This window comes from Wolbachia endosymbiont of Zygogramma bicolorata (assembly GCF_051130665.1).
Classification (GTDB): Bacteria; Pseudomonadota; Alphaproteobacteria; order Rickettsiales; family Anaplasmataceae; genus Wolbachia.
Genome location: NZ_CP149530.1, coordinates 624,229 through 643,992, shown reverse-complemented (window position 1 = coordinate 643,992; position 19,764 = coordinate 624,229). Strand labels below are relative to the sequence as shown.

Below are 19,764 nucleotides of genomic sequence, written 5' to 3'. Positions count from 1 at the left end.
ATTATAGTGATAAGTGATAAAGTAAAACAAGTCCTAAGCTACTACGAAAGTGAAAACCCCGGGGTAAAAGCAAATCTTACTCGTATTCTCATGCATGGAAAGCTTGGCGGTACTGGCAAGTTAGTGATTCTGCCAGTAGATCAAGGATTTGAGCACGGGCCAATAAAAAGCTTTGAAGTTAACCCTGATGCTTATGACCCACATTATCATTTTCAGCTTGCAGTTGATTCGGGAGTAAGTGCATATGCTGCTCCACTTGGTATGATTGAAGCTGGTGCTTCAACTTATGCTGGAATGCTCCCACTTATTTTGAAACTTAATAGTTCCAACTCCTTACATTCAAAAAATCTGACTTCTGATCAAGCAATAACCTCTTCTGTGAAAGATGCACTGCGTTTGGGCTGCTTGGCTGTTGGATTTACTATATATCCTGGTTCTGCTAAGTGTTTTGATATGATGGAAGAAGCCCGTGAAATCGTAGCTGAAGCCAAATCTTATGGGCTTGCAGTAGTGCTATGGTCTTATCCACGTGGTGAAGGAATTTCCAAAGAAGGTGAAACAGCAGTTGATGTTATTGCCTATGCTGCGCACATAGCAGCTTTACTTGGCGCTAATATAATCAAAGTAAAACTTCCAACTAAATATTTGGAAAGAGAGAAAATAGAAGCAAAAAATATTGAATCATTATCTAAAAGAATTGAATATGTTAAAAGGTCTTGTTTTGCAGGGAAAAGAATAGTAGTTTTTTCTGGTGGTGAATCGAAGGAAGTAGATGACATACGCAATGAAGCGAAAGAAATTAAGCAGGGTGGTGGTAATGGTTCAATCATTGGGCGTAACACTTTTCAACGAAAAAAAGAAGAAGCTTTATCTATGCTAAAAGATATAATGGATATCTACACATAAAAAACGGCTGGGTGGCAGAATGGCTTATGCGGAGGACTGCAAATCCTTTTATACCGGTTCAATTCCGGTCCCGGCCTCTTTCATTTTCTATATCTTGTAAAAGTTGCTCAATTCAACAGTAGCTTTAAGTGTGTAATACCAAATCTCATAAATAAGTAGGCAAATAACTCACAGAACAAATGGTTTTGATCGAACTTTCCGTAATATTACGAATGAATGCACATACAGTATCCTCCAATAAACTAACAGAGTCATATATTCTATTTTTAATGAGATTGTCTTTCAAATATTGCCATAAACGCTCTACTGGATTTAACTCTGGTGAATATGGAGGTAAATAGATTAAGGTAATATTTTGTGGTATTTTTAAACCTTTGGATCTATGCCATCCTGCACAATCCACAACAAGAAATGCCTCCCTTGTTCCTAAATATTGTGACATCTGCTCAAGGAATATATTCATACAATCAGTATTGACGTTTGGTACGAATAAGCTAGAACTCTCTCGATTTCTAGGATTAACTGCACTATAGAGATAAAAGTTTTGCCTACCTAATTTTACCTTAACCTGTGTCCTAATGCCTTTTTTAAACCACCCGTGTCCAATCTTTGAATGTGTGCCAAACCGCGACTCATCGAAGAAAAATAGCTCTTTTTCGGGATACGTGACAATAGTTTCATTAAGATTTTTTTTTAAACTCTTCTTGTTTATTTTTATCCTGTTTATTGTGCACAGGCCTTGGAGTAATATACGAAAAACCTAACTTTTGCATCAGTCTATGTGCTGTAGACTTACTTACCTCAATAGAAAACATTTTCTCAATTATGATTTTTAATTTCTTAGCCGTTAGGTTGGCTCCTTCTTCTGCTATGACATTTTTAATTTCTTCTTGCTGCTTGTAGCTCAACTTCGGCTTTACTCCACGTCCTGGTTGTATTTTAAACGCATTGACTCCTCCTTCCTTAAATCTTGTAATCCACTTCATCAATGTAGTTCTAGTAATTCGGTATATTTGAGCAACTTTTGTTATTCCATATTCTTTTGCAGATATTATTGCCTGTAATCTTCTTCCTATCTCTCCTCTTATGCCGTGCTTCTTTAATTCCAGGTTACACTTATTATATAATTCTTCTCCTATTGCTTTACTTTTTCCTGCCATAACTCCCCACTAATTCTTAAATTATTCTATTTTAGAAATTTTTCTTTATTCCTCTATTTATTTTTAGGAATTGGTATAAGAATAGAACGACCAGATTCTGCCCAAACATCTTCTTCTTCAACGCTTGCTTTGCCACTTTTAATGCCAATTACTTGAAAAATCTTACGTTTTGCATATAGACCTTCAGTGACAGTAAATTCAGCGTTTAAATAGATGCTGCCAGTAGTGTAGCTTTTCGTGAACCAATTTTCATAACCTCCAGGCTTTATTGCCATTTTTACCTTGACTGTTGTACCTTTCGGTATTAAACTGCTTTGCAGTTTCGCGTTATTAAAATCAGTTAAAAAATCTGTTAGCATATTGTTCCCTATAAATTAAGTAAAAAAAAGAATCAACTCCATTGGTCTACAAGTTTCCAACGACCATTTATCTTATCGACAAGCTTGCTTGCCACACGTTCACCATTTCGCAGCTCAAACACTATTTGACGGGTAGTGCTTTCTTCATCATGAGCAAACATCACCATGCCAGTGCTATAAAATCCACGTAAAGATCCAGCACCGCTTAGGCCTTGAAATGGATCTTCTTCCAGCATCTTTTTGGACAGTTTTTTTGTGTGGTGGGTGAGGATTATACCTGCATCTGGATTAATAATGTTCCTCAGTCTTTCAAGCGTTTTTTGCAAAAAGAATAGCATAGCGCTGTTGTCATTTTCATTACCATATTCACTTGAGTTAAAAATGTTACGAAGAGGATCAATCGCAATAATATCAGGTTTGAAACGCTCTTTAACAACATTTTTAATTTCATCTATTTCTTCACTACTAAATGATAATTGCACTCTTGGCGTGATAATTAAGTTATTGGCAGCTACATTCAAAAGTTCGTTATCCAGTTGAAGTTGTTGCAACCGTTCTTTCATATATTCATACTCAATTTCAGTTTGCATGTAGAAGATTTTCAAAGGTCTACTTGGTGTCATACCGAGAAATGATCTACCAGCAGCCATGTAAACAAGCCAAGAGATCAAAAAGTCACTTTTGCCGATTTTAGGTGGGCCACCCAGCACCAATAGACCTCTTTTTGTTAAAATCCTTGGTGAAATTATATCTTCTGGTATTGGCGATTGATCATTCAAGTATTCTTTCACACTGAAAAAGGGAATTTTTTGACCGATATTGAAAAAGCTTTGTTCCATAATAATTTCTCCAATTTTTAATTAAACAATAGGAGCCAAAGTTTTGGCTTTAATTTTCGCAAGTAATTTACCCAGATGCGGCTCTTCAACCATATTAAGGCAACCACTTCGATCTTTAGCTGGGTATCCCCAAGAATTAATGGTATGACAGACAAATGAACGTACTTCTGTGCCATTATCTTTCTTAATTCCAACCATGCTGATCACCTCATCAACAATGCCTGGAATCTCACTAGCGGTTTTAGCTCCTTCACATTGAGGTAGCCAAATTGGACGATTGCAGTCATCGAGATATTGACCTAATGTTCCAACTATGATAGTGTCTTTGTCTCTGATATGTTGAAATTGATTGAGCCAAGCCATCATCTCTTGAGCAAGTAATCCATAGGCAGCTCTCATATCCTGTTTTCCCGATCTCTCAGAAAAAGCTTCAGGTTGCATTTTTGCCCATAATAGACATAAACGTGAAGCAACGGTTATACTGTCCACAAAGATGCATCGGTATTTAGAAACTTCAGAAAGAAGATTTTTATACTTACCAGATACATGTTCATGGTGTCTTTGGCTGTATGCTTGATCAGACCTCAGCGCAGGATTAGGCCCACCAATAAGACAAGCAATGTCTCTAGCTTCATTCCAAGTGCGAATATTGATTGAATCTCCTTTCCAATCCTGAACAGCAAGAAGTCCTGCTTCAAAATCAAGGCAAAGCGTTGTCGATTCAACAAGAGTTTTAAGCAGGCTAGTTTTACCGATTCCATAAGGTCCAAAGATTACCATTTTCACACCTGTGACTGTTTTTATTCTTTCTTCGTTATTTATTATTTTTAGAGTCATAGTTTTTACCCCCTATATATATAAGTTCAACATTTAGCGCATATGTGTTCACTATTTTTTACGAGATATAAGTTTTTAGATGTGGAAATTTTTCACCTATTCGTTTAAGAATCTTGTAGATGGTTGTTCTCGATAAACCAGTAATTTCAGAAACTTCAGCTACATTATAAACTTTGAGTTTTTCACAAAGATCTTGCCAACGTGGTGGTAACTGTTTAATAAGATCTTCAACATCTGAACATGCTGCAACTTTGCTTTCAAAATCACAATTTTTATCAACTAAACTATCCAAGATTTCATTGTCAAGAAAGGTAATATCTCCACCATATTTCATACGTTGTTTTTTGTTTATAAGGTTAACAACACGATTTTTGATCACTTTGTCTGCAAAGTAGGAAAAACTGCTTTTGCTTTTCTCATGTTGCTCGAGGCAAGGCCAGATCTCACAAAAAAGTTCTTGTTCTATATCTTCAAGAGTGTCATGAGCAAAACATCTGAAAGACTTCATGTATTTAGCATAATCTCTTACCTTTTTAACTAATATATAATTAATCTTAGAGTATTTATTTTTAGACTTCATAAAGCTCCATAAACAGTTATATGGCTTAAGAATGAAGTCTATTGACTCAATCTTGCAGGGCATGGAAGAAACTCAGTCCCCTATGTAGAAAAATTAACTTATTGATATTCAGGTGTTTTTTGTTAAAGCATCCCCCATCTGCAAAATTTGTTCAGACATACTTATAGATGTTTTTATATTGGAGACTAGTTCTTCTTTGAGTTATTTCCGTTTTAAGTTTTCTCAATAAGGCATTCATATAAATTTTTTTTCTTTACAGTGAATAAAAATAACGGTAAACTTACTTGTAAGTTTATTTTGTAATAATAGAATTGTTTAGAATGCCTTCTATTTGAGCTTTTAAGAGATTTACAAGCATTAATTAAAAAAAAGATGACTTCTATTATCTGAATTACAAATAGTGTTTATAAGGACCTCTTAAAGAGTTTTAAAGGGTAAGGAAATTTTGTCACCGTCCTTATGGTAGAGGTAACAAGAATTGGCTATTGCAGAAATGACCTTTCAAAAAATCTCTAACCATTTGTTCTTTAGGCTTGAAAAATTTTCTCTGCAATCAACAAAAAAAACATAATCACAGGTAATAAATAAAAATTTTGGTAAAAGTAATGCCTTTTTATGAGGTTTGAAGTTTCAGTAAGTCAAGAATCGTTTTAAAAATAATTACTGGCATTTTTTCTTGTTAGTTTTCATGACACTAGTAGTATGTGTTTCTATTCTAATATTTATTTATATTACTTTATATATCTACGTATGTATTATTTACATATATTATATAATATATAGGTTTTCGGAAATTGGAAAGCAGCTAGTCTAGCGGGTTTGAGTGTTACCAAATTGACTAAATTTTTTGAAAATGGAAACGTAACATTATTTATGTTTAGTAGCTGAAAGTTGGCGAATTTCAATAAGTTAGCTGCAATACAATCTCATTTCCAAAACTTGGTAAATTCTCCGGAAACGTTGGAAATTGGGTAAGTCCGGAAATCATTTTTGCTGTACTTTCTAGAGACAAAAAAGCTCACAATTTTCAAAAGTTAACTATTTCAAACTTTCCTGCACCTAAATTAAAATCACCTTTACCCTTAGCAAATGGTCCTGTTGGTATATCAAGCCACTTATCTTCTTTTGAGTGTGTAGCCATGCCTTTAATTATCTTACGCTCGTTTAATAAGCTTTGTGCTAGGTATTCAAGTTTATGCCTACTAATATCATGAAATGCAGCTGGTAATCTATGCCGCTGTTTAAACACCCCTGGTCCACCTGTATGCGTAAATGGGTGCCCTTCTTCTGCTGAAACTGCTATAGCTTGCACAAGTATCTTTTTTAAGTATTCATCAGATATTTTTTTGAGCTTAAATTCTTCAGATATATCCTCAAGCAAGCCAGTTGAAGAACGCAAGTAAGTTCTTATACTCCTATCTGTTGACCCATTAGATTTAACTATAGCTCCTTGATATACTGCATTATTAACTTTATTCATCTTGAATGTCTCAAATACAATGTTTTGATTGTCTGCAGAAGCAGGCCATAATGCAAAAGAACACCTAACTCCATCAACAAGTGCAGTAGTTCCTCTTATTGCCTCTCTTGCTTGCTCTACAGTTGTGATTGGTCCTCCACATTTAGGTTTTCTCATGTGATGTGCTACAATTGTAGTTGCTCCTGTTTCACTTGCCAAACTAGCAAGTAACCCCATTGTGTACCATCCCATCTCTGGATCCGCATTTATATCTGCATGGACAAATGATGTTAATGGATCAAAAACAATAAGTTTTAAATTGTTAATCGAGCTTAATTGTGCTCTGATATCTGCAAACTTTTCTGAAATTTCAGGACATTTGCCACGCATATTAGTTTTTACTACAGAAAAAGGTTCTCCTGTATTTGGTATAGGTATAATAAACAACCTATCTTGATATTCTGCCCTTTTACCTTCAGGATCAAGGCGATCGAGACGACGATGTATTTCATCTGCATCATCTTCTGCTGAAAAAATTACCACTGATCCATGTTCTGTCACAAGTGGACCAAAACCGCATGTTTGATCTGCGTTACTTGCAACTTTAAGTGCTAGATCAAGAAGAAGCATACCTTTACCTGTATCTCCCATAGCAGCTACTATTGAGGTAACACCTAAAGGGAATAAACCTTCAACAAGAAACCTTTGTATTGGTACTGGACCTAAATAACGACTCACACTCCAATCTAAAATGTTAAGTGGCTTTTTTGTAGATTTTTTTTCGATGAATTCCGAAATATTTATACCTTCTTGTACACCATCTGCAGCATCCCACCCTTTCGGTTTACCTTGTGGAATCTTAAGAACAACAAGTGATGCAACTCCGATCTCTAAAAGCTTTTTTTCAGCATTTTTTGCGTATTTATTACCTGCTTCATCATTGTCTGGCCATATAATAATGTGTTTACCTTTAAGTGGAGTCCAATCTGTTTTCTCAATAGGTGCATTTGCTCCAGACATTGCTGTTGTTGCAGTAATTCCTTGTTCTATCAGCGCTTCAGCACATTTTTCTCCTTCAACTAGAACAACTTTATCAGATTTTAAAATGCCTGGTATATTATATAGAGGCCTTATTTCTGGTGAAGCATAATTAAACGTTTTAACATCAAATGGACGATATTCTTTCTTTCCTTCAGGAGGGTCATAACGGTAAACTATAACTATAATCTGGTTGTCTTCATCGTAATAATTCCAGCTGTAAGTCATGTACTGTTCTAGATCTTTGATACTCTTTTTTTCTCTAGTGTGTTGTTTGCCAAGCCATTCGCTTATTGAAACTATTACCTCAGAAAACTCTGTCCTTGCATTCTTTCTATGCACAGCTGCCCAAAGGTCGATAATATCACCACCTTCTCCAGTTGCAAAATCATTCCATAGACCGGCTCTACTGCCACTCAGTTCTACTCTTAAACTTTTTCCTTTATTACCCCAGATATCACCTACTTGAAACTCATTTTTGTGAAAAGTTCCGTAAGGTAATAAGTACGAAAGACAAGATCTGATATTTTGTAAAAGCTGTGTTTTTAGGTCTGCTGTCCCTTTTGTTGAAAAATGATCCTGTGAATACATAAACTCTCCAGTTGCCTTAATTAATATAGTTCAATGTTTTTTGAAGAAGTGTACACGTACAGCAGTTGCAACTATTGCAATGGTTTATAAAATTTTCTGGTGAGTTTATTGATGAAACAAGAGAACAAAAAAACTGAACACTTTTTCGAAAAAAGTTGAACTTATATTATTAAGGGGAGAATGAAATGCAACCTCTCTCTAGTTAAGTAGCATAAGATTCTCGGATTTCCGTTGTTGGCCAACAAAAAAACTATAAACCGCTTTTTGATAGTACGTTGTAGGAACCAGACGATATTTTGGAATCAGTGCTACTTATAGTTTTAAATAATGTCAATCCTAACACTGGACCTCGGTAAACAGACAGGCTGGGCAATTCTAACCAATGGAGTAATTGAAAGTGGAAGCAAAAGTTTTCATGGTAGCCGTTTTAGCGGAGGTGGCATGTGCTTCTTGAATTTTCGTAATTGGCTTAATTCTTTGAAACATGAGTTCACTGCAGTGTATTTTGAAGAAGTGAGAAGACATCTAGGAACTGATGCAGCTCATTGCTACGGTGGGTTTTTGGCTGTTCTCTCTGCTTGGTGTGAAGAACATCATGTGCCGTACAAAGGTGTTAATGTTAAAACTATAAAACGCTTTATAACAGGCAAAGGCAATGCAAGTAAGAGTGAAGTTATTGAAGCGATACGTGAAAAAAGTTTTTCACCTAGAGATGATAATGAGGGGGATGCTTTGGCATTAATGTTTTACGCTATGAATCTTGGTAAAGATTTTAACACATAAAAAATACCGTAAAAGTGGGTCCTTTCGGCCATACTGGCGGGTTTGGTGGGTTCAACCCCAGGCCTTCTTTAGCGTCAGAGATATTTTGAATATTAACTTTTTAATTAGTACAGTAATTATATGAATTTAGCAATCCACTACTATCCTGTTGAAAATCTAGTCGAATATGAGCGTAATCCACGTAAAAATGATGACGTAGTAAACAGAATGTGTGCTTCAATCAGGGAATTTGGCTTTCGTATACCAATAGTTGTAAAAAGCGATGGAACTGTGGTTGATGGTCATTTAAGACTTAAAGCAGCAAGAAAACTTGGTATGGAGAGTATTCCCGTAGTCTTAAGTGATAATCTAAATGAACCACAAACCAAAGCTTTTCGATTACTGGCAAATCAATCAGCTAATTGGGCAAAGTGGGATGATGATCTTTTGAAGGTGGAAATTCAAGAATTAGAAGATTTACAGTTTGATCTTAAAATGACAGGATTTGAATTAGAAAAAGTTCAACATTTCCTTGATGATTTAGATAGTGAAAAAGAAGATCTTTCTGACTTAGTTGTTGATGACAAAAAAGTAACAAAATCAGGTGATCTTTGGATTTTAGGTGATCATCGAATCTATTGTGGTGATAGCTCTGTAGTTGAATCATATAAAGCGCTGTTAGATGATAAAATGGCAGACATTACTGTTTGTGATCCTCCATATAACGTTGATTATGGTAATAGTCAAGATAAAAAGATATTAAATGATAATCAAGGTGAAAAGTACGAACTTTTTCTCTATGACATCTGTTCCCATATTTTAGCATATACGAAAGGTGCAATTTACATCTGCATATCATCATCAGAGTTTTCAACGTTGCAAAAAGTATTTGAGGAGGCAGGAGGAAAATGGTCGACATTTATCATTTGGGCAAAGAATCACTTTACGCTAGGAAGATCTGATTATCAGAGACAATATGAAGCAATGCTCTATGGATGGAAAAGCGGCAATAAACGTGAGTGGCATGGAGGTAGAAATCAAAGTGATCTATGGTTTTATGATAAGCCAATACATAACTCACTGCACCCAACAATGAAGCCAGTAGAGCTAATGGAGAGAGCAATAGTTAATAGCAGTAGACCAGGAGACATAGTACTTGATCCATTTAGCGGTTCTGGCAGCACACTGATTGCATGTGAGAGAACAGGAAGAATTTGTAGGACAATAGAGCTAGATTCAAAATTTGTAGATGTAACCATAAAACGTTGGCAAGTATACACGGGAAGAGATGCCATTTTAGCCGGTACTGGTAAAACTTTTTCAGAGATTCAAGAAGAAAATTTGTAAAAAAGAAGCAAAAAAAGTGGAAAAGATCACACAAACAGAATGGGCAAGAGAGATAGGAGTATCAAAGCAATATGTCTGTTATTTAGTAAAAAAAGGAATAGTTGAGTTGGAGGATGGTTTGATCGACCGAGAGCAAGCAAATGAAGCGGTAGCAGCAATAAGAGATCCAAGTCAGCCACTGAGGAGAAAAAATCCAGAAAACGAAAATACAAGTAACCTTTCCACGATGTTGCTAAAAACTCGAATAAAAAATGAAATGGAACGAGGTAAACTTCTTGAGGCAAAAGCTAGGGCTGAGATAGGAGAACTTGTAGCAGTAGAGGAAGTGAAAAACGAAGCATTTAATGTAGCAAGAGTTGTCCGTAATAATTTGCTTAATATTCCAAATAGAGTTTCAGCACTACTTGCATCACTGAGTGAGACTGAAAAGATTCATAAGACGCTAACTGAAGAGATTACAAACTCACTCCAAGAATTATCTAACGCTAAATTTTTATAATGTCTGTTTTAGAATTAATAAAGTGTCTCATTAATCAACCTGGAGTGGATGTTAATGTCAGAGGGTTAAACGGAAAAACACCATTACATTATGCAGTAGAAATTAACGAGCTTAGCATGGTTGCGCTCTTACTGAACAGGAAAAATATTAATCCACTAATTACTGATGATGATGGTAAAAGTGCGCTCTCTTGTGCAAGAGAAGAAATATTACAAGCACTAATCAATCACAAATACGGATCAGAGAAAGATAGCTTACTTCATTTAGCTGCGATGTTGAATGAAGCAAATGCTGTAAGGTTTTTACTCGACAAAGGGGTTAATGTTAATGAACAGAATGCTCTACTACATACCCCATTACACTTAGCAGCAGGAGCTGGACATGAAGAAATAGTAGAAATTTTAATTAGAGAAGGAAATGCGGACAAAGATGTTCTTGACGTGAGAAATCATGCAGCAATTCATTATGCAGTAAACAACAAGAGAATAGGAGTAGTAAAAAAACTAGTAGACCTTGATGCAAATGTGAATAGGACTGGCAGTGGAGGAAATTCAACAAAGTTATCACCTCTTCACAATGCTGTAAGCATTAGCAACTATGATGAACGGGATTTATGTTTAGATATTGTAAGGTGTTTAATAAATGCGTCGAACTCCAAGGTCAATTTACAAGATTATGAAAATAAAACGCCACTACATTATGCAGATAAGTTCAAAACCATAGAAATCTTATTAACAAGAAAAGACATAGATCCTTTGATTAGAGATGATAATGGCAAAACACCATTTTGTTATGCAAGAGAAGGGAATAAACAAGATATAGTGGAAGTTTTAGTGAGTAATAAATATGGAGAAGATAAAAACAGTTTACTTCATTTAGCTGCAAAAAAAGGATACGAGGAGTTCCTAGAAGCGATTTTGGAAGAGGGAGTTGAAGTAGATATTTTAAACAATAAAGGAGAATCAGCTATATATCTTGCGGCAATAAATAGGCATTTTAATATAGTAAAATTACTGCTAAAGAAAAGAGCAGATGCTACAGATGTTTTTGAGTACGCAATAACAACAAATAACATAAAACTGATAAAGTTATTAAGCAAAGAAAAAGATATAGTTTTATTTGGAAAAAATGACAACTTTCCGACATTTCATTTATTGAGCAATAAATATTTTGAAGAAAGGAAAATAGCAGACAAAAAAATAAAGAAATACATCAATATCGTCTGTGTCTCTATAACAGTATGTGCAATAGCGATAGTGGGAATTTACCCTAACATTATAGCTGCGGTAATGGTAGGAATAGTTGCGCTCATAGCTGCAATAATAATGAGTAATTTAATTCAGAAGTATATAGAAGAAGCACTTGAAAAGAAAATGTTTACTGAACTTGAAAGTGAGAAAACAAGTGAGAGCATAAGTCCTAATTTAAGTGATGTGGAAATATCATCTAATGATGGTGAAGAGCTAGTGATATGATATACGCCACATCATTTTCTGAAGGTTTAAGACCAGACCCGCAACTTAAAGTATCAGAGTGGGCGAATGAGTATCGAGTTTTAGCAGCAACTGCAGCATCAGAGCCAGGTAAATGGAGAACAGAGAGAACTCCTTATTTAAAAGAAATCATGGATTCACTATCTCCGTCCTCACCAGCAGAAAAAGTAGTATTCATGAAAGGAGCGCAGATTGGAGGAACAGAAGCTGGTAACAATTGGATTAGCTATATCATCGATCAAACACCAGGTCCAATGCTAGTAGTACAGCCAACAGTTGAAATGGGAAAACGCTGGTCAAAAGGAAGATTTGCGCCGTTAATAGAGAGTACACCATGTTTAAAAAGTAAAGTAAAAGACCCAAGGTCAAGAGATTCGGGCAATACTGTGCAAAGTAAGGAATTTCCAGGTGGAATAGTAGTAATAACTGGAGCAAACAGCAGTGTAGGCCTCCGATCTATGCCAGTAAAATACCTCTTTCTTGATGAGATAGATGCCTATCCAGGAGATTCGGGAGGTGAAGGAGATCCAGTTTTACTCAGCATAGCCCGTACTAATACATTTGCACGGCGAAAGATTTTTTTAGTATCGACACCAACGATTCATGGAATAAGCAGAATTGAGAAAGAATTTGAAGCAACAGATAAGAGATATTTTTTTGTACCATGTCCATATTGTAATTACTATCAAGTTCTGAAATGGTCACAAATTAAATGGGAAAACAACGACTCAAGAACAGCACATTATGTCTGCACTGAATGTAGCGGCAAAATAGAAAATCATCAAAAGACAGAGATGCTTGAGCGTGGAGAATGGAGGCCTACTAATAGAGTAAAAGGTGAGAAAAAAGGATTTCATCTTTCCAGTCTTTATAGTCCAGTTGGCTGGTATAGTTGGCAACAAGCAGTAGAAGATTTTCTTCATGCAAAGGAAAGCGAACAATCACTGAAAGTTTGGATAAATACCACTTTAGGAGAAACTTGGGTAGATAAAGGAGAAGTACCAGACTGGAAGCAATTATTTAACAGGAGAGAATTTTTTCAGATTGGCACAGTACCAAAAGGCGAAGTAGTTCTCACAGCAGGTGTTGATGTCCAAAAAGATCGTTTAGAAGTAGAAGTTGTAGCATGGGGAAAAAGCCGCGAAAGTTGGTCAATAGACTACCGAGTATTTGAAGGTGATACTGGAGGAGGAGAAGTATGGGGAAAGCTTTCAGAGTTACTCAATCATCATTTTATCGGTGAAAATGATCTTGAATATATGATAAGCATGATGGCAGTTGATGCAGGGTATGCAACGCAGGAAGTTTACAACTGGGTGAGAAGTCATCAAGGGTCTGGAAGAGTAATGGCAGTGAAAGGTGTAAATAAAGCACTAGTGCCGCTGAGTAGCCCAAGTAGAGTTGATATAACAGTTGGTGGTCAAAAGCTAAAGAGAGGAATAAAGCTCTGGCCAGTAGGAGTATCGATATTAAAGTCAGAGCTTTTTCAGCTACTTAATGTTTTAAAAAACGGGGAAAAAGAAAAAGTGCCAGCAGGATATTGTCATTTTCCTGAGTATGCACCTGAATATTTTAAGCAACTAACGGCAGAGCAATTAGTCAGCAAAGTAGTAAAAGGATACACTAAACAAGAGTGGCAAAAGGTAAGAGAAAGAAATGAAGTACTAGATTGCCGAATTTATGCAAGAGCTGCATCGATAGCACTGGGAATAGACAGATGGCCAGAGAGTAAATGGAATAGTTTAAGTGAAAAACCAGAAAGTAAAAAATCAAAGAAAATAGTCAAAAGCAAATGGATCAGCAAGCAATAAATGTATAACGAAGATTATTTAATTCAAGTTGAACAAGCAATAAAGAAGCTTCAGAGTGGCGAAAGAGTGGTATCAATTGCATATGGTGACCATGTTGTGAGATATGCTGAAGTTCAGATAAATGATTTGCTCAGCCTCAGACAACGCATCAAAGGTGAACTAAAGATTGCTGGAATGAAGCCTAAACGAAAGATTATTTTTGCAACAAATAAAGGAGTTATATGAGGGAAAATTTTCTGAGAAAAGTTGTAAAAGAGGAATATTCTGAATTTTTAGAGCAATTAAAAACTTTTATAAAACTATGGGAGAATAGAGAGAGTTCAGTAAATGGAATAATAGATTTGTCACATTGGCAAGAAAATGTGGATTTTGAGTTAGCTAAAGAGAATGGTATAGTTGGAGTAATTCACAAGGCAACACAAGGGCTAAAATATGTGGATTCAAAGTATGCGAAGAGAAGAAAGAAAGCTGAAGAAGAAGGATTACTCTGGGGAGCATATCATTTTGGCACAGAAGGAAACGGCAAGAATCAAGCTGATCATTTTCTAAAAACGGTAGGCGAAAGCAAAAATACCATACTTGCGCTGGATATTGAAGAAAACAAAAGTGGCAAAAATATTACAGTTAAGCAAGCTGAGGAATTTGTAAAGAGAGTTGAAGAAGTAACAGGAAGATTACCCCTAATTTATGGCAGTAGCTATTTTCTTAAGGATTTTGCCACGCCAACTTTGACAAAATGTCCATTATGGATAGCAAGCTGGAGAAAAGAGCCCACATTACCAAAAGGCTGGAATGATTGGATTTTATGGCAATATACTGACGGTAAAACAAGTCCAGAGCCACATGAAGTAGAAGGAATCGGAAAATGTGACAGAAATAAATTTAACGGAACTTTGAAAGAATTAAGAGAATTTTGGTTAGTATGATGCTGAAAAATTTCAAACAACTATTTAGTAAGCCAAAAATCAAAAGTTCTGCTTGGGATGCGTCAGGCTCAGGAAGAAGATTTTTTCACTTTCAACCAGAGTTAGGAAGTATAAACAATTTGCTGTCTCAAAGCCTTGAAACTTTACGTAGTAGATCACGTGATATGGTGAGAAAAAATCCATATGCAGCAAATATCATTGATACCATAGTGAGTAACTCTATTGGAACAGGAATAAAACCGCAATCAAAAGCAAGAGATGGAGAATTTCGAAAGAAGGTGCAAGAATTATGGCTAAGATGGACAGATGAAGCAGACAGTAACGGAGTAAGTGATTTTTATGGATTACAAGCTCTAGTATGCAGAAGTATGATAGAGGGAGGAGAATGTTTTGTACGTTTAAGAACGAGAAAGCTGGAAGATAGATTTTCTGTACCATTACAACTGCAAGTACTTGAGTCTGAACATTTAGATAATAAAACAAATCAAACTTTAGGAAATGGTAATGTAATAAGAAACGGGATTGAGTTTAACAGGCTTGGGAAAAGAGAAGCATACTACCTATTTAAAGAACACCCTGGTGAAAGTACGTTTGGAGAGTCAGTGAGAGTACCAGCAAACGATGTTTTACATATCTATAGACCACTAAGACCTGGGCAAATTAGAGGAGAGCCATGGCTTTCTAATATACTGCTAAAGCTTTATGAACTTGATCAATATGATGATGCAGAATTAGTGAGAAAAAAGACAGCAGCGATGTTTGCAGGGTTTATTACGAGACTTGATCCTGAGGCAAATATTTTAGGAGAAGGTGAAAGTAATGACCAAGGAGTAGCACTATCAGGTTTAGAGCCAGGAACAATGCAGCTTTTAGACCCAGGAGAAGATATAAAATTTTCAGAACCGTCAGATGTTGGAGGAAGTTATGAAGCGTTTATAAGACAGCAACTCAGGGCAATAGCGATTGGTACAGGGATAACATATGAGCAACTAACAGGAGATTTAACCGGTGTTAATTATTCATCAATCAGAGCTGGATTAATAGAGTTTCGCAGAAGGTGCGCAATGTTACAGCATAACGTTATAGTGTTCCAGTTTTGCAGACCAGTATGGAATAGATGGCTAGAATTAGCAGTACTTTGTGGAGAACTGAATATAGATGAAAAAGTGGCAAAAGCAGCGAAAGAAGAAGTAAAATGGATACCACAGGGATTTGATTGGGTAGATCCACTGAAAGACCAGCAAGCACAGCAGATGGCAGTAAGAAATGGCTTCAAAAGTCGAGCAGAAGTAGTATCAGAAATGGGTTGCGATGTAGAAGAAATTGACCAAGAAATAGCAGAAGATCAAAAGCGAGCTAATTCTTTTGGACTTTGTTTCGATTCTGATGTTAATCATAAAGTAGAATAAGGGGAGGAAGTGGTGTGGATAAATAAACCAGTAATGGTAGAGAGAAGAAGCTTTGAACTACTATCATTATATAACAGCAAACAACCTATCTTTAAGAACTTAAAGCATTTTCATATAAACCCAAAAGGAATAGCAATAATACGTATTTATGGAGTTTTGACTAAAAAAACAGAAGTTTTTGATCATATTTTAGACATGACTTCGTATGAAAATATTCATGAAGAGATAGAGAGTGCTTTAGAAGATAAAAGCATAGAGACGATTCTACTTGACATAGACAGTCCAGGAGGAGAAGTAAATGGAGTATTTGACTTAGCTGATTTTATCTATAGTGCAAGAGGAAAAAAGAGGATTATTGCAATGGCCAATGATGATGCATATTCTGCTGCATATGCCATAGCTTCTAGCGCTGAAAAGATTTTTCTCACCCGCACTTCAGGAGTTGGGAGTATAGGAGTAATAGCAAGTCATATAGATCAAAGTAGGTTTGATGAAAAGCAAGGTATTAAGTACACTACAATCTTTGCTGGTAGTCGAAAGAATGATTTAAACCCACATGAGCCAATGACGTCTGAAAGTCTGGAAAGCTTACAAAAAGAAGTAGACCGACTATATGAAATGTTTGTGCAGCTAATAGCAAGAAACAGAGGTCTTTCAATTGAAAAGATTAAATCAACAGAGGCAGGGCTATATTTTGGCGAGAAAGCAATAGAAATAGGTCTTGCAGATGGAATGACAATTCTTTCTGAGTTTAAATCTATTAATAAAAAAGGGGATATTACTATGAATGAAAAAACTACAAATGACCTAGAAACTGACAATTTAACTAAGTATCGTACTGAAGTTCTTGAATTAATACGTTTATGTAACTTATCACGAATGCCAGAAAAGATAGGAGAATTTATTGAGCAGGGCGTAAGTGTTGAGCAAGCAAGGGAAGTTTTAATGGAACTGCTAGCAGAGCGAACGAAGAAGACAGAGAGACTGAGTGCAATATCACAGAATTCGCCGGAAGATTTGATGATGCAAGTAGCGAAAAGTCGGTGTATTTAAATTTTATAACCGCCGTATATAGCATTGACAAAAGCGGCGGTAAGCAATTAAGGAGAAAATTTTATGAGTTGTATAACCGAACAAAATAATCTGGGTGACCTATTAAAGTATGAGACATCAAGTCTATATTCAAGAGACCAAATAACGGTAGCAAAGGGACAAAATCTTAAACTTGGTACAGTAGTGGCTCTCGATAAAGATAACATGATTAAGATAATAAATCCAACTGCCACAGATGGTACACAAACAGCGATAGGTGTGATAATAAGCGATGTAAACGCAAAGGAAAATGCCAAAGCAGTAATTATTACTCGTGGTGCAATACTAGCAGATCATGCAGTGGTGTGGCCAGCAAATATCACTGAAGAACAGAAAGCTGAAGCAATAAAGCAACTTGAAGCACGAGGGATCATCATCCGCAAGGGAGTTTAACTAGCTATTTAAAAACAGCATTAAAGGGGGAAAGATGCAAAATCCATTTACAAATACAGCATTTAGCATGACGGCACTAACAAATGCGATGAATATATTGCCGATAAATTATGGACGTGTTGAAAATTTAAATTTGTTTCCAAGTAGGTCAGTAAGATTTAGACATATTACCATAGAAGAGCAAAACGGAGTATTAAGTTTACTACCAACGCAAGTTCCAGGAGCACCAGCAACAGTAGGAAAAAGAGGAAAAAGAAAAGTAAGAACATTTACGATTCCACATATTCCTCATGATGATGTAGTGTTACCAGAAGAAGTACAGGGAATAAGGGCATTTGGATCAGAAAGTGAACTTAAAGCGCTGGCAGATGTAATAACTGATCATTTGCAGCTAATGAGAAACAAACATGCGATAACATTAGAACATTTTCGGATGGGAGCGCTCAAAGGAATAATTTTAAATGCTGATGGGTCAGAATTATTAAATCTGTACAACGAATTTGAAATAACACCAAAGGTAGTAAATTTTGCCCTTGGAACAGCAACAACTGATGTAAAACGTAAGTGTCTGGAAGTATTGAGACACATAGAAGATAATCTAAGTGGTGAATATATGACCGGAATTCATGCACTGGTAAGCTCTGAATTTTTTGATGCACTCACTTCACATGCAAAAGTAAAAGAAGCATATGAAAGATGGCAAGAAGGAGCAGCGCTAAGGAACGATATGAGGTCAGGATTTACGTTCTGCGGAATCACATTTGAGGAATATAGAGGGCAAGCAACTGACCCTGAAGGAACGGTGAGAAGATTTATTGAGAAAGATACAGGGCACTGTTTTCCACTAGGAACAGCAAGCACATTTACAACATATTTTGCACCAGCAGATTTTAATGAGACGGTAAATACACTAGGACAGCCACTCTATGCAAAACAAGAGCCAAGAAGATTTGATAGAGGAACAGATTTACATACGCAGTCAAATCCATTGCCAATGTGCCACAGACCAGGAACATTAGTAAAAGTCACTATAGCATAACATACTGGTAGAGTAACCACAAGTTGGTGAGACACAAGAGAACTCTACTAGTATATATCTTATTAGCATACTTATGAAAGAATGCAAGAGAATATTAAGAGATTATTAAAAGATTGTTTTGCCCATTTAGGAGAAGTAGCTTTGTATGAGTCGAAAAATAAGGCGTACATGGTACAAGTATTAAAGCAACAGCCAGATAAATTATACGAGATTGGTGAAGGACAATTTGTAGGAGAAACTTTAGTGTTGGAAGTAAGTGCGTTTGATGTGTTAAAGCCAATAGTAGGAGATGTTTTTGTTATAGGTGATCGAAGATATAAAGTACACTCACCGCCACTTAGAGACAAGTCTGGAATAACGTGGAAAATCAAAGCATCTGGAGTGTAAAATGTCTATTCATATAGAAGTTAATAGTATAGAAAGTGTAAACGCTAAAAGAAAAAAAATAGAATTAGCAATAGTGAGAGCATTAAACAGAACGGCACTATGGTTAAAAGCGCAAGCAGCTAAGGAAATCAGTGAGGAAAAGAAGATAAAATTAAGTTTGATAAGAAAGAGATTAAGAATTTTTAAGGCGAAAACTAGCAGATTAGAAGTGTTAATTAGAGCAAATCTCTATGACATTAGAGCATCGACAATTGGCAAAATACAAAAAACAAGAAGAGGATCGAAAGTAGGAAAGCATGAGTTTATAGGAGGATTTGCAGCAGTTATGCCAAAAGGAAATAGCGGTATTTTTAAGCGTGAAGGAAGAACAGCATTACCAATACAAGAAGTAAAGCTACCAGTGGAACCAGAAGGCTCAAGAATAATAAAAGACCTTGTTAATTATGAGAGTGAGAGAGAGTTTGAGAAATACTTTAAGCATGAGCTAAACTATATTTTAAAGATATGACAAAGTTCTGGACAGATTTACATCAAGCAATTTGTACTAGACTGAAGGAAGAAATCCTAAATATACAAACATGCGAAGTATACCCGACGATAAGAAAAGAATTGTTAGCACCAGCGGTTTTTGTGGAACTTAGCAGTCTTGAAAAAGGACATGATCCAGGAACAGAAGAATTAGCGTTGAAAGCAAGATTTGAAGCACGAATTGTGATTGATAGCACAATAGAAAATGCAGCTATTATTGTCAGAACACTAGCTGCTGAGGTTGCGAGAGTAGTAAATAAAAATACTTGGAACGTGAAGAATGTTCTCTAATTGCATAAAAGTCAATAA

At 35.9% G+C, this 19,764-nt stretch carries 19 protein-coding genes, 1 tRNA gene and 2 pseudogenes; 16 read left to right on the top strand and 6 right to left on the bottom strand.

Features of this window, described 5'->3' with window-relative positions; genetic code table 11:
• Positions 1-9 precede the first annotated feature (9 nt).
• Both WKH12_RS03015 and WKH12_RS03010 read left to right on the top strand, forming a co-directional pair.
• A complete protein-coding gene (locus WKH12_RS03015) occupies positions 10-906 on the top strand; it encodes a class I fructose-bisphosphate aldolase (protein ID WP_434732640.1) in 897 nt (298 codons plus the stop codon).
• Between the two features lie 5 nt (positions 907-911).
• Positions 912-983, top strand: a tRNA-Cys gene (locus WKH12_RS03010).
• 68 nt (positions 984-1,051) lie between these two features.
• Here WKH12_RS03010 and WKH12_RS03005 read toward each other — a convergent pair.
• The 6 genes and pseudogenes from WKH12_RS03005 to WKH12_RS02980 all read right to left on the bottom strand — a co-directional run bounded on the left by WKH12_RS03005 (position 1,052) and on the right by WKH12_RS02980 (position 7,769).
• A protein-coding gene (locus WKH12_RS03005; protein WP_434732009.1) for an IS630 family transposase occupies positions 1,052-2,066 on the bottom strand; the annotation gives its coding sequence in 2 pieces (ribosomal slippage) (positions 1,052-1,600 and positions 1,602-2,066; 1,014 coding nt in all).
• A gap of 77 nt (positions 2,067-2,143) precedes the next feature.
• Positions 2,144-2,425, bottom strand: a pseudogene (locus WKH12_RS03000) (hypothetical protein); the annotation flags it as partial.
• Between the two features lie 32 nt (positions 2,426-2,457).
• Entirely contained in the window at positions 2,458-3,264 is an 807-nt protein-coding gene (locus WKH12_RS02995) for a helicase RepA family protein (RefSeq protein ID WP_264735731.1), read from the bottom strand.
• Positions 3,265-3,285: 21 nt separating this feature from the next.
• Entirely contained in the window at positions 3,286-4,101 is an 816-nt protein-coding gene (locus WKH12_RS02990; RefSeq protein ID WP_114517451.1) for an ATP-binding protein, read from the bottom strand.
• Positions 4,102-4,159: 58 nt separating this feature from the next.
• The gene (locus tag WKH12_RS02985) at positions 4,160-4,681 is read right to left on the bottom strand and encodes an RNA polymerase sigma factor (RefSeq protein WP_179947489.1); all 522 of its coding nucleotides are present in this window, start codon (positions 4,679-4,681) and stop codon (positions 4,160-4,162) included.
• Between the two features lie 1,027 nt (positions 4,682-5,708).
• Positions 5,709-7,769 carry an AAA family ATPase gene (locus WKH12_RS02980; RefSeq protein ID WP_434732608.1) on the bottom strand — a complete coding sequence of 687 codons (2,061 nt, stop codon included), beginning with the start codon at positions 7,767-7,769 and terminating at the stop codon, positions 5,709-5,711.
• A 327-nt stretch (positions 7,770-8,096) separates the two neighbouring features.
• On the opposite strand from WKH12_RS02980, the gene WKH12_RS02975 reads away from it, so the two are divergent.
• The 14 genes and pseudogenes from WKH12_RS02975 to WKH12_RS02910 form a co-directional block, all read left to right on the top strand.
• Positions 8,097-8,552 (top strand): crossover junction endodeoxyribonuclease RuvC, encoded by a 456-nt coding sequence (locus tag WKH12_RS02975; protein ID WP_264735727.1) that lies wholly within the window; start codon positions 8,097-8,099, stop codon positions 8,550-8,552.
• Between the two features lie 120 nt (positions 8,553-8,672).
• Positions 8,673-9,878, top strand: coding sequence for a DNA modification methylase (locus WKH12_RS02970; RefSeq protein ID WP_264735726.1), 1,206 nt, complete (start codon positions 8,673-8,675; stop codon positions 9,876-9,878).
• A gap of 16 nt (positions 9,879-9,894) precedes the next feature.
• Positions 9,895-10,377, top strand: coding sequence for a hypothetical protein (locus tag WKH12_RS02965; RefSeq protein WP_264735725.1), 483 nt, complete (start codon positions 9,895-9,897; stop codon positions 10,375-10,377).
• Positions 10,377-11,852: an ankyrin repeat domain-containing protein gene (locus tag WKH12_RS02960; protein WP_434732607.1), complete on the top strand. Its 1,476-nt coding sequence runs from the start codon at positions 10,377-10,379 to the stop codon at positions 11,850-11,852. Before WKH12_RS02965 ends, WKH12_RS02960 begins: the two co-directional genes overlap by 1 nt.
• Positions 11,849-13,681 (top strand): phage terminase large subunit family protein, encoded by a 1,833-nt coding sequence (locus WKH12_RS02955; protein WP_434732606.1) that lies wholly within the window; start codon positions 11,849-11,851, stop codon positions 13,679-13,681. The genes WKH12_RS02960 and WKH12_RS02955 overlap by 4 nt, the downstream gene beginning before the upstream one ends.
• Positions 13,682-13,906: a gpW family head-tail joining protein gene (locus tag WKH12_RS02950; protein ID WP_114517459.1), complete on the top strand. Its 225-nt coding sequence runs from the start codon at positions 13,682-13,684 to the stop codon at positions 13,904-13,906.
• Positions 13,903-14,607 (top strand): glycoside hydrolase family 25 protein, encoded by a 705-nt coding sequence (locus tag WKH12_RS02945; RefSeq protein WP_434732605.1) that lies wholly within the window; start codon positions 13,903-13,905, stop codon positions 14,605-14,607. The genes WKH12_RS02950 and WKH12_RS02945 overlap by 4 nt, the downstream gene beginning before the upstream one ends.
• Positions 14,604-16,016 carry a phage portal protein gene (locus WKH12_RS02940; protein WP_434732604.1) on the top strand — a complete coding sequence of 471 codons (1,413 nt, stop codon included), beginning with the start codon at positions 14,604-14,606 and terminating at the stop codon, positions 16,014-16,016. Before WKH12_RS02945 ends, WKH12_RS02940 begins: the two co-directional genes overlap by 4 nt.
• A gap of 33 nt (positions 16,017-16,049) precedes the next feature.
• Positions 16,050-17,069 carry a S49 family peptidase gene (locus WKH12_RS02935; protein WP_434732639.1) on the top strand — a complete coding sequence of 340 codons (1,020 nt, stop codon included), beginning with the start codon at positions 16,050-16,052 and terminating at the stop codon, positions 17,067-17,069.
• Between the two features lie 63 nt (positions 17,070-17,132).
• A complete protein-coding gene (locus WKH12_RS02930; protein WP_264735719.1) occupies positions 17,133-17,501 on the top strand; it encodes a head decoration protein in 369 nt (122 codons plus the stop codon).
• A 34-nt stretch (positions 17,502-17,535) separates the two neighbouring features.
• Positions 17,536-18,540: a major capsid protein gene (locus WKH12_RS02925; RefSeq protein ID WP_434732603.1), complete on the top strand. Its 1,005-nt coding sequence runs from the start codon at positions 17,536-17,538 to the stop codon at positions 18,538-18,540.
• 81 nt (positions 18,541-18,621) lie between these two features.
• Positions 18,622-18,927 (top strand): head-tail joining protein, encoded by a 306-nt coding sequence (locus WKH12_RS02920; RefSeq protein WP_434732602.1) that lies wholly within the window; start codon positions 18,622-18,624, stop codon positions 18,925-18,927.
• Between the two features lies 1 nt (position 18,928).
• Positions 18,929-19,435 (top strand): phage tail protein, encoded by a 507-nt coding sequence (locus tag WKH12_RS02915; RefSeq protein ID WP_341823843.1) that lies wholly within the window; start codon positions 18,929-18,931, stop codon positions 19,433-19,435.
• Positions 19,432-19,740: pseudogene (locus WKH12_RS02910) on the top strand (hypothetical protein); the annotation flags it as partial. The gene WKH12_RS02915 and the pseudogene WKH12_RS02910, both read left to right, overlap by 4 nt.
• Positions 19,741-19,764 lie beyond the last annotated feature (24 nt).

Coding starts and splice junctions, on each gene's coding strand:
- WKH12_RS02970 (WP_264735726.1), top strand. CDS start 8,673: ATGAATTTAGCAATCCACTACTATCCTGTTGAAAATCTAGTCGAATAT.
- WKH12_RS02990 (WP_114517451.1), bottom strand. CDS start 4,101: ATGACTCTAAAAATAATAAATAACGAAGAAAGAATAAAAACAGTCACA.
- WKH12_RS02935 (WP_434732639.1), top strand. CDS start 16,050: ATGGTAGAGAGAAGAAGCTTTGAACTACTATCATTATATAACAGCAAA.
- WKH12_RS02930 (WP_264735719.1), top strand. CDS start 17,133: ATGAGTTGTATAACCGAACAAAATAATCTGGGTGACCTATTAAAGTAT.
- WKH12_RS02925 (WP_434732603.1), top strand. CDS start 17,536: ATGCAAAATCCATTTACAAATACAGCATTTAGCATGACGGCACTAACA.
- WKH12_RS02995 (WP_264735731.1), bottom strand. CDS start 3,264: ATGGAACAAAGCTTTTTCAATATCGGTCAAAAAATTCCCTTTTTCAGT.
- WKH12_RS02985 (WP_179947489.1), bottom strand. CDS start 4,681: ATGAAGTCTAAAAATAAATACTCTAAGATTAATTATATATTAGTTAAA.
- WKH12_RS02955 (WP_434732606.1), top strand. CDS start 11,849: ATGATATACGCCACATCATTTTCTGAAGGTTTAAGACCAGACCCGCAA.
- WKH12_RS02945 (WP_434732605.1), top strand. CDS start 13,903: ATGAGGGAAAATTTTCTGAGAAAAGTTGTAAAAGAGGAATATTCTGAA.
- WKH12_RS02980 (WP_434732608.1), bottom strand. CDS start 7,769: ATGTATTCACAGGATCATTTTTCAACAAAAGGGACAGCAGACCTAAAA.
- WKH12_RS02950 (WP_114517459.1), top strand. CDS start 13,682: ATGTATAACGAAGATTATTTAATTCAAGTTGAACAAGCAATAAAGAAG.
- WKH12_RS02960 (WP_434732607.1), top strand. CDS start 10,377: ATGTCTGTTTTAGAATTAATAAAGTGTCTCATTAATCAACCTGGAGTG.
- WKH12_RS02975 (WP_264735727.1), top strand. CDS start 8,097: ATGTCAATCCTAACACTGGACCTCGGTAAACAGACAGGCTGGGCAATT.
- WKH12_RS02915 (WP_341823843.1), top strand. CDS start 18,929: ATGTCTATTCATATAGAAGTTAATAGTATAGAAAGTGTAAACGCTAAA.
- WKH12_RS02940 (WP_434732604.1), top strand. CDS start 14,604: ATGATGCTGAAAAATTTCAAACAACTATTTAGTAAGCCAAAAATCAAA.
- WKH12_RS02920 (WP_434732602.1), top strand. CDS start 18,622: ATGCAAGAGAATATTAAGAGATTATTAAAAGATTGTTTTGCCCATTTA.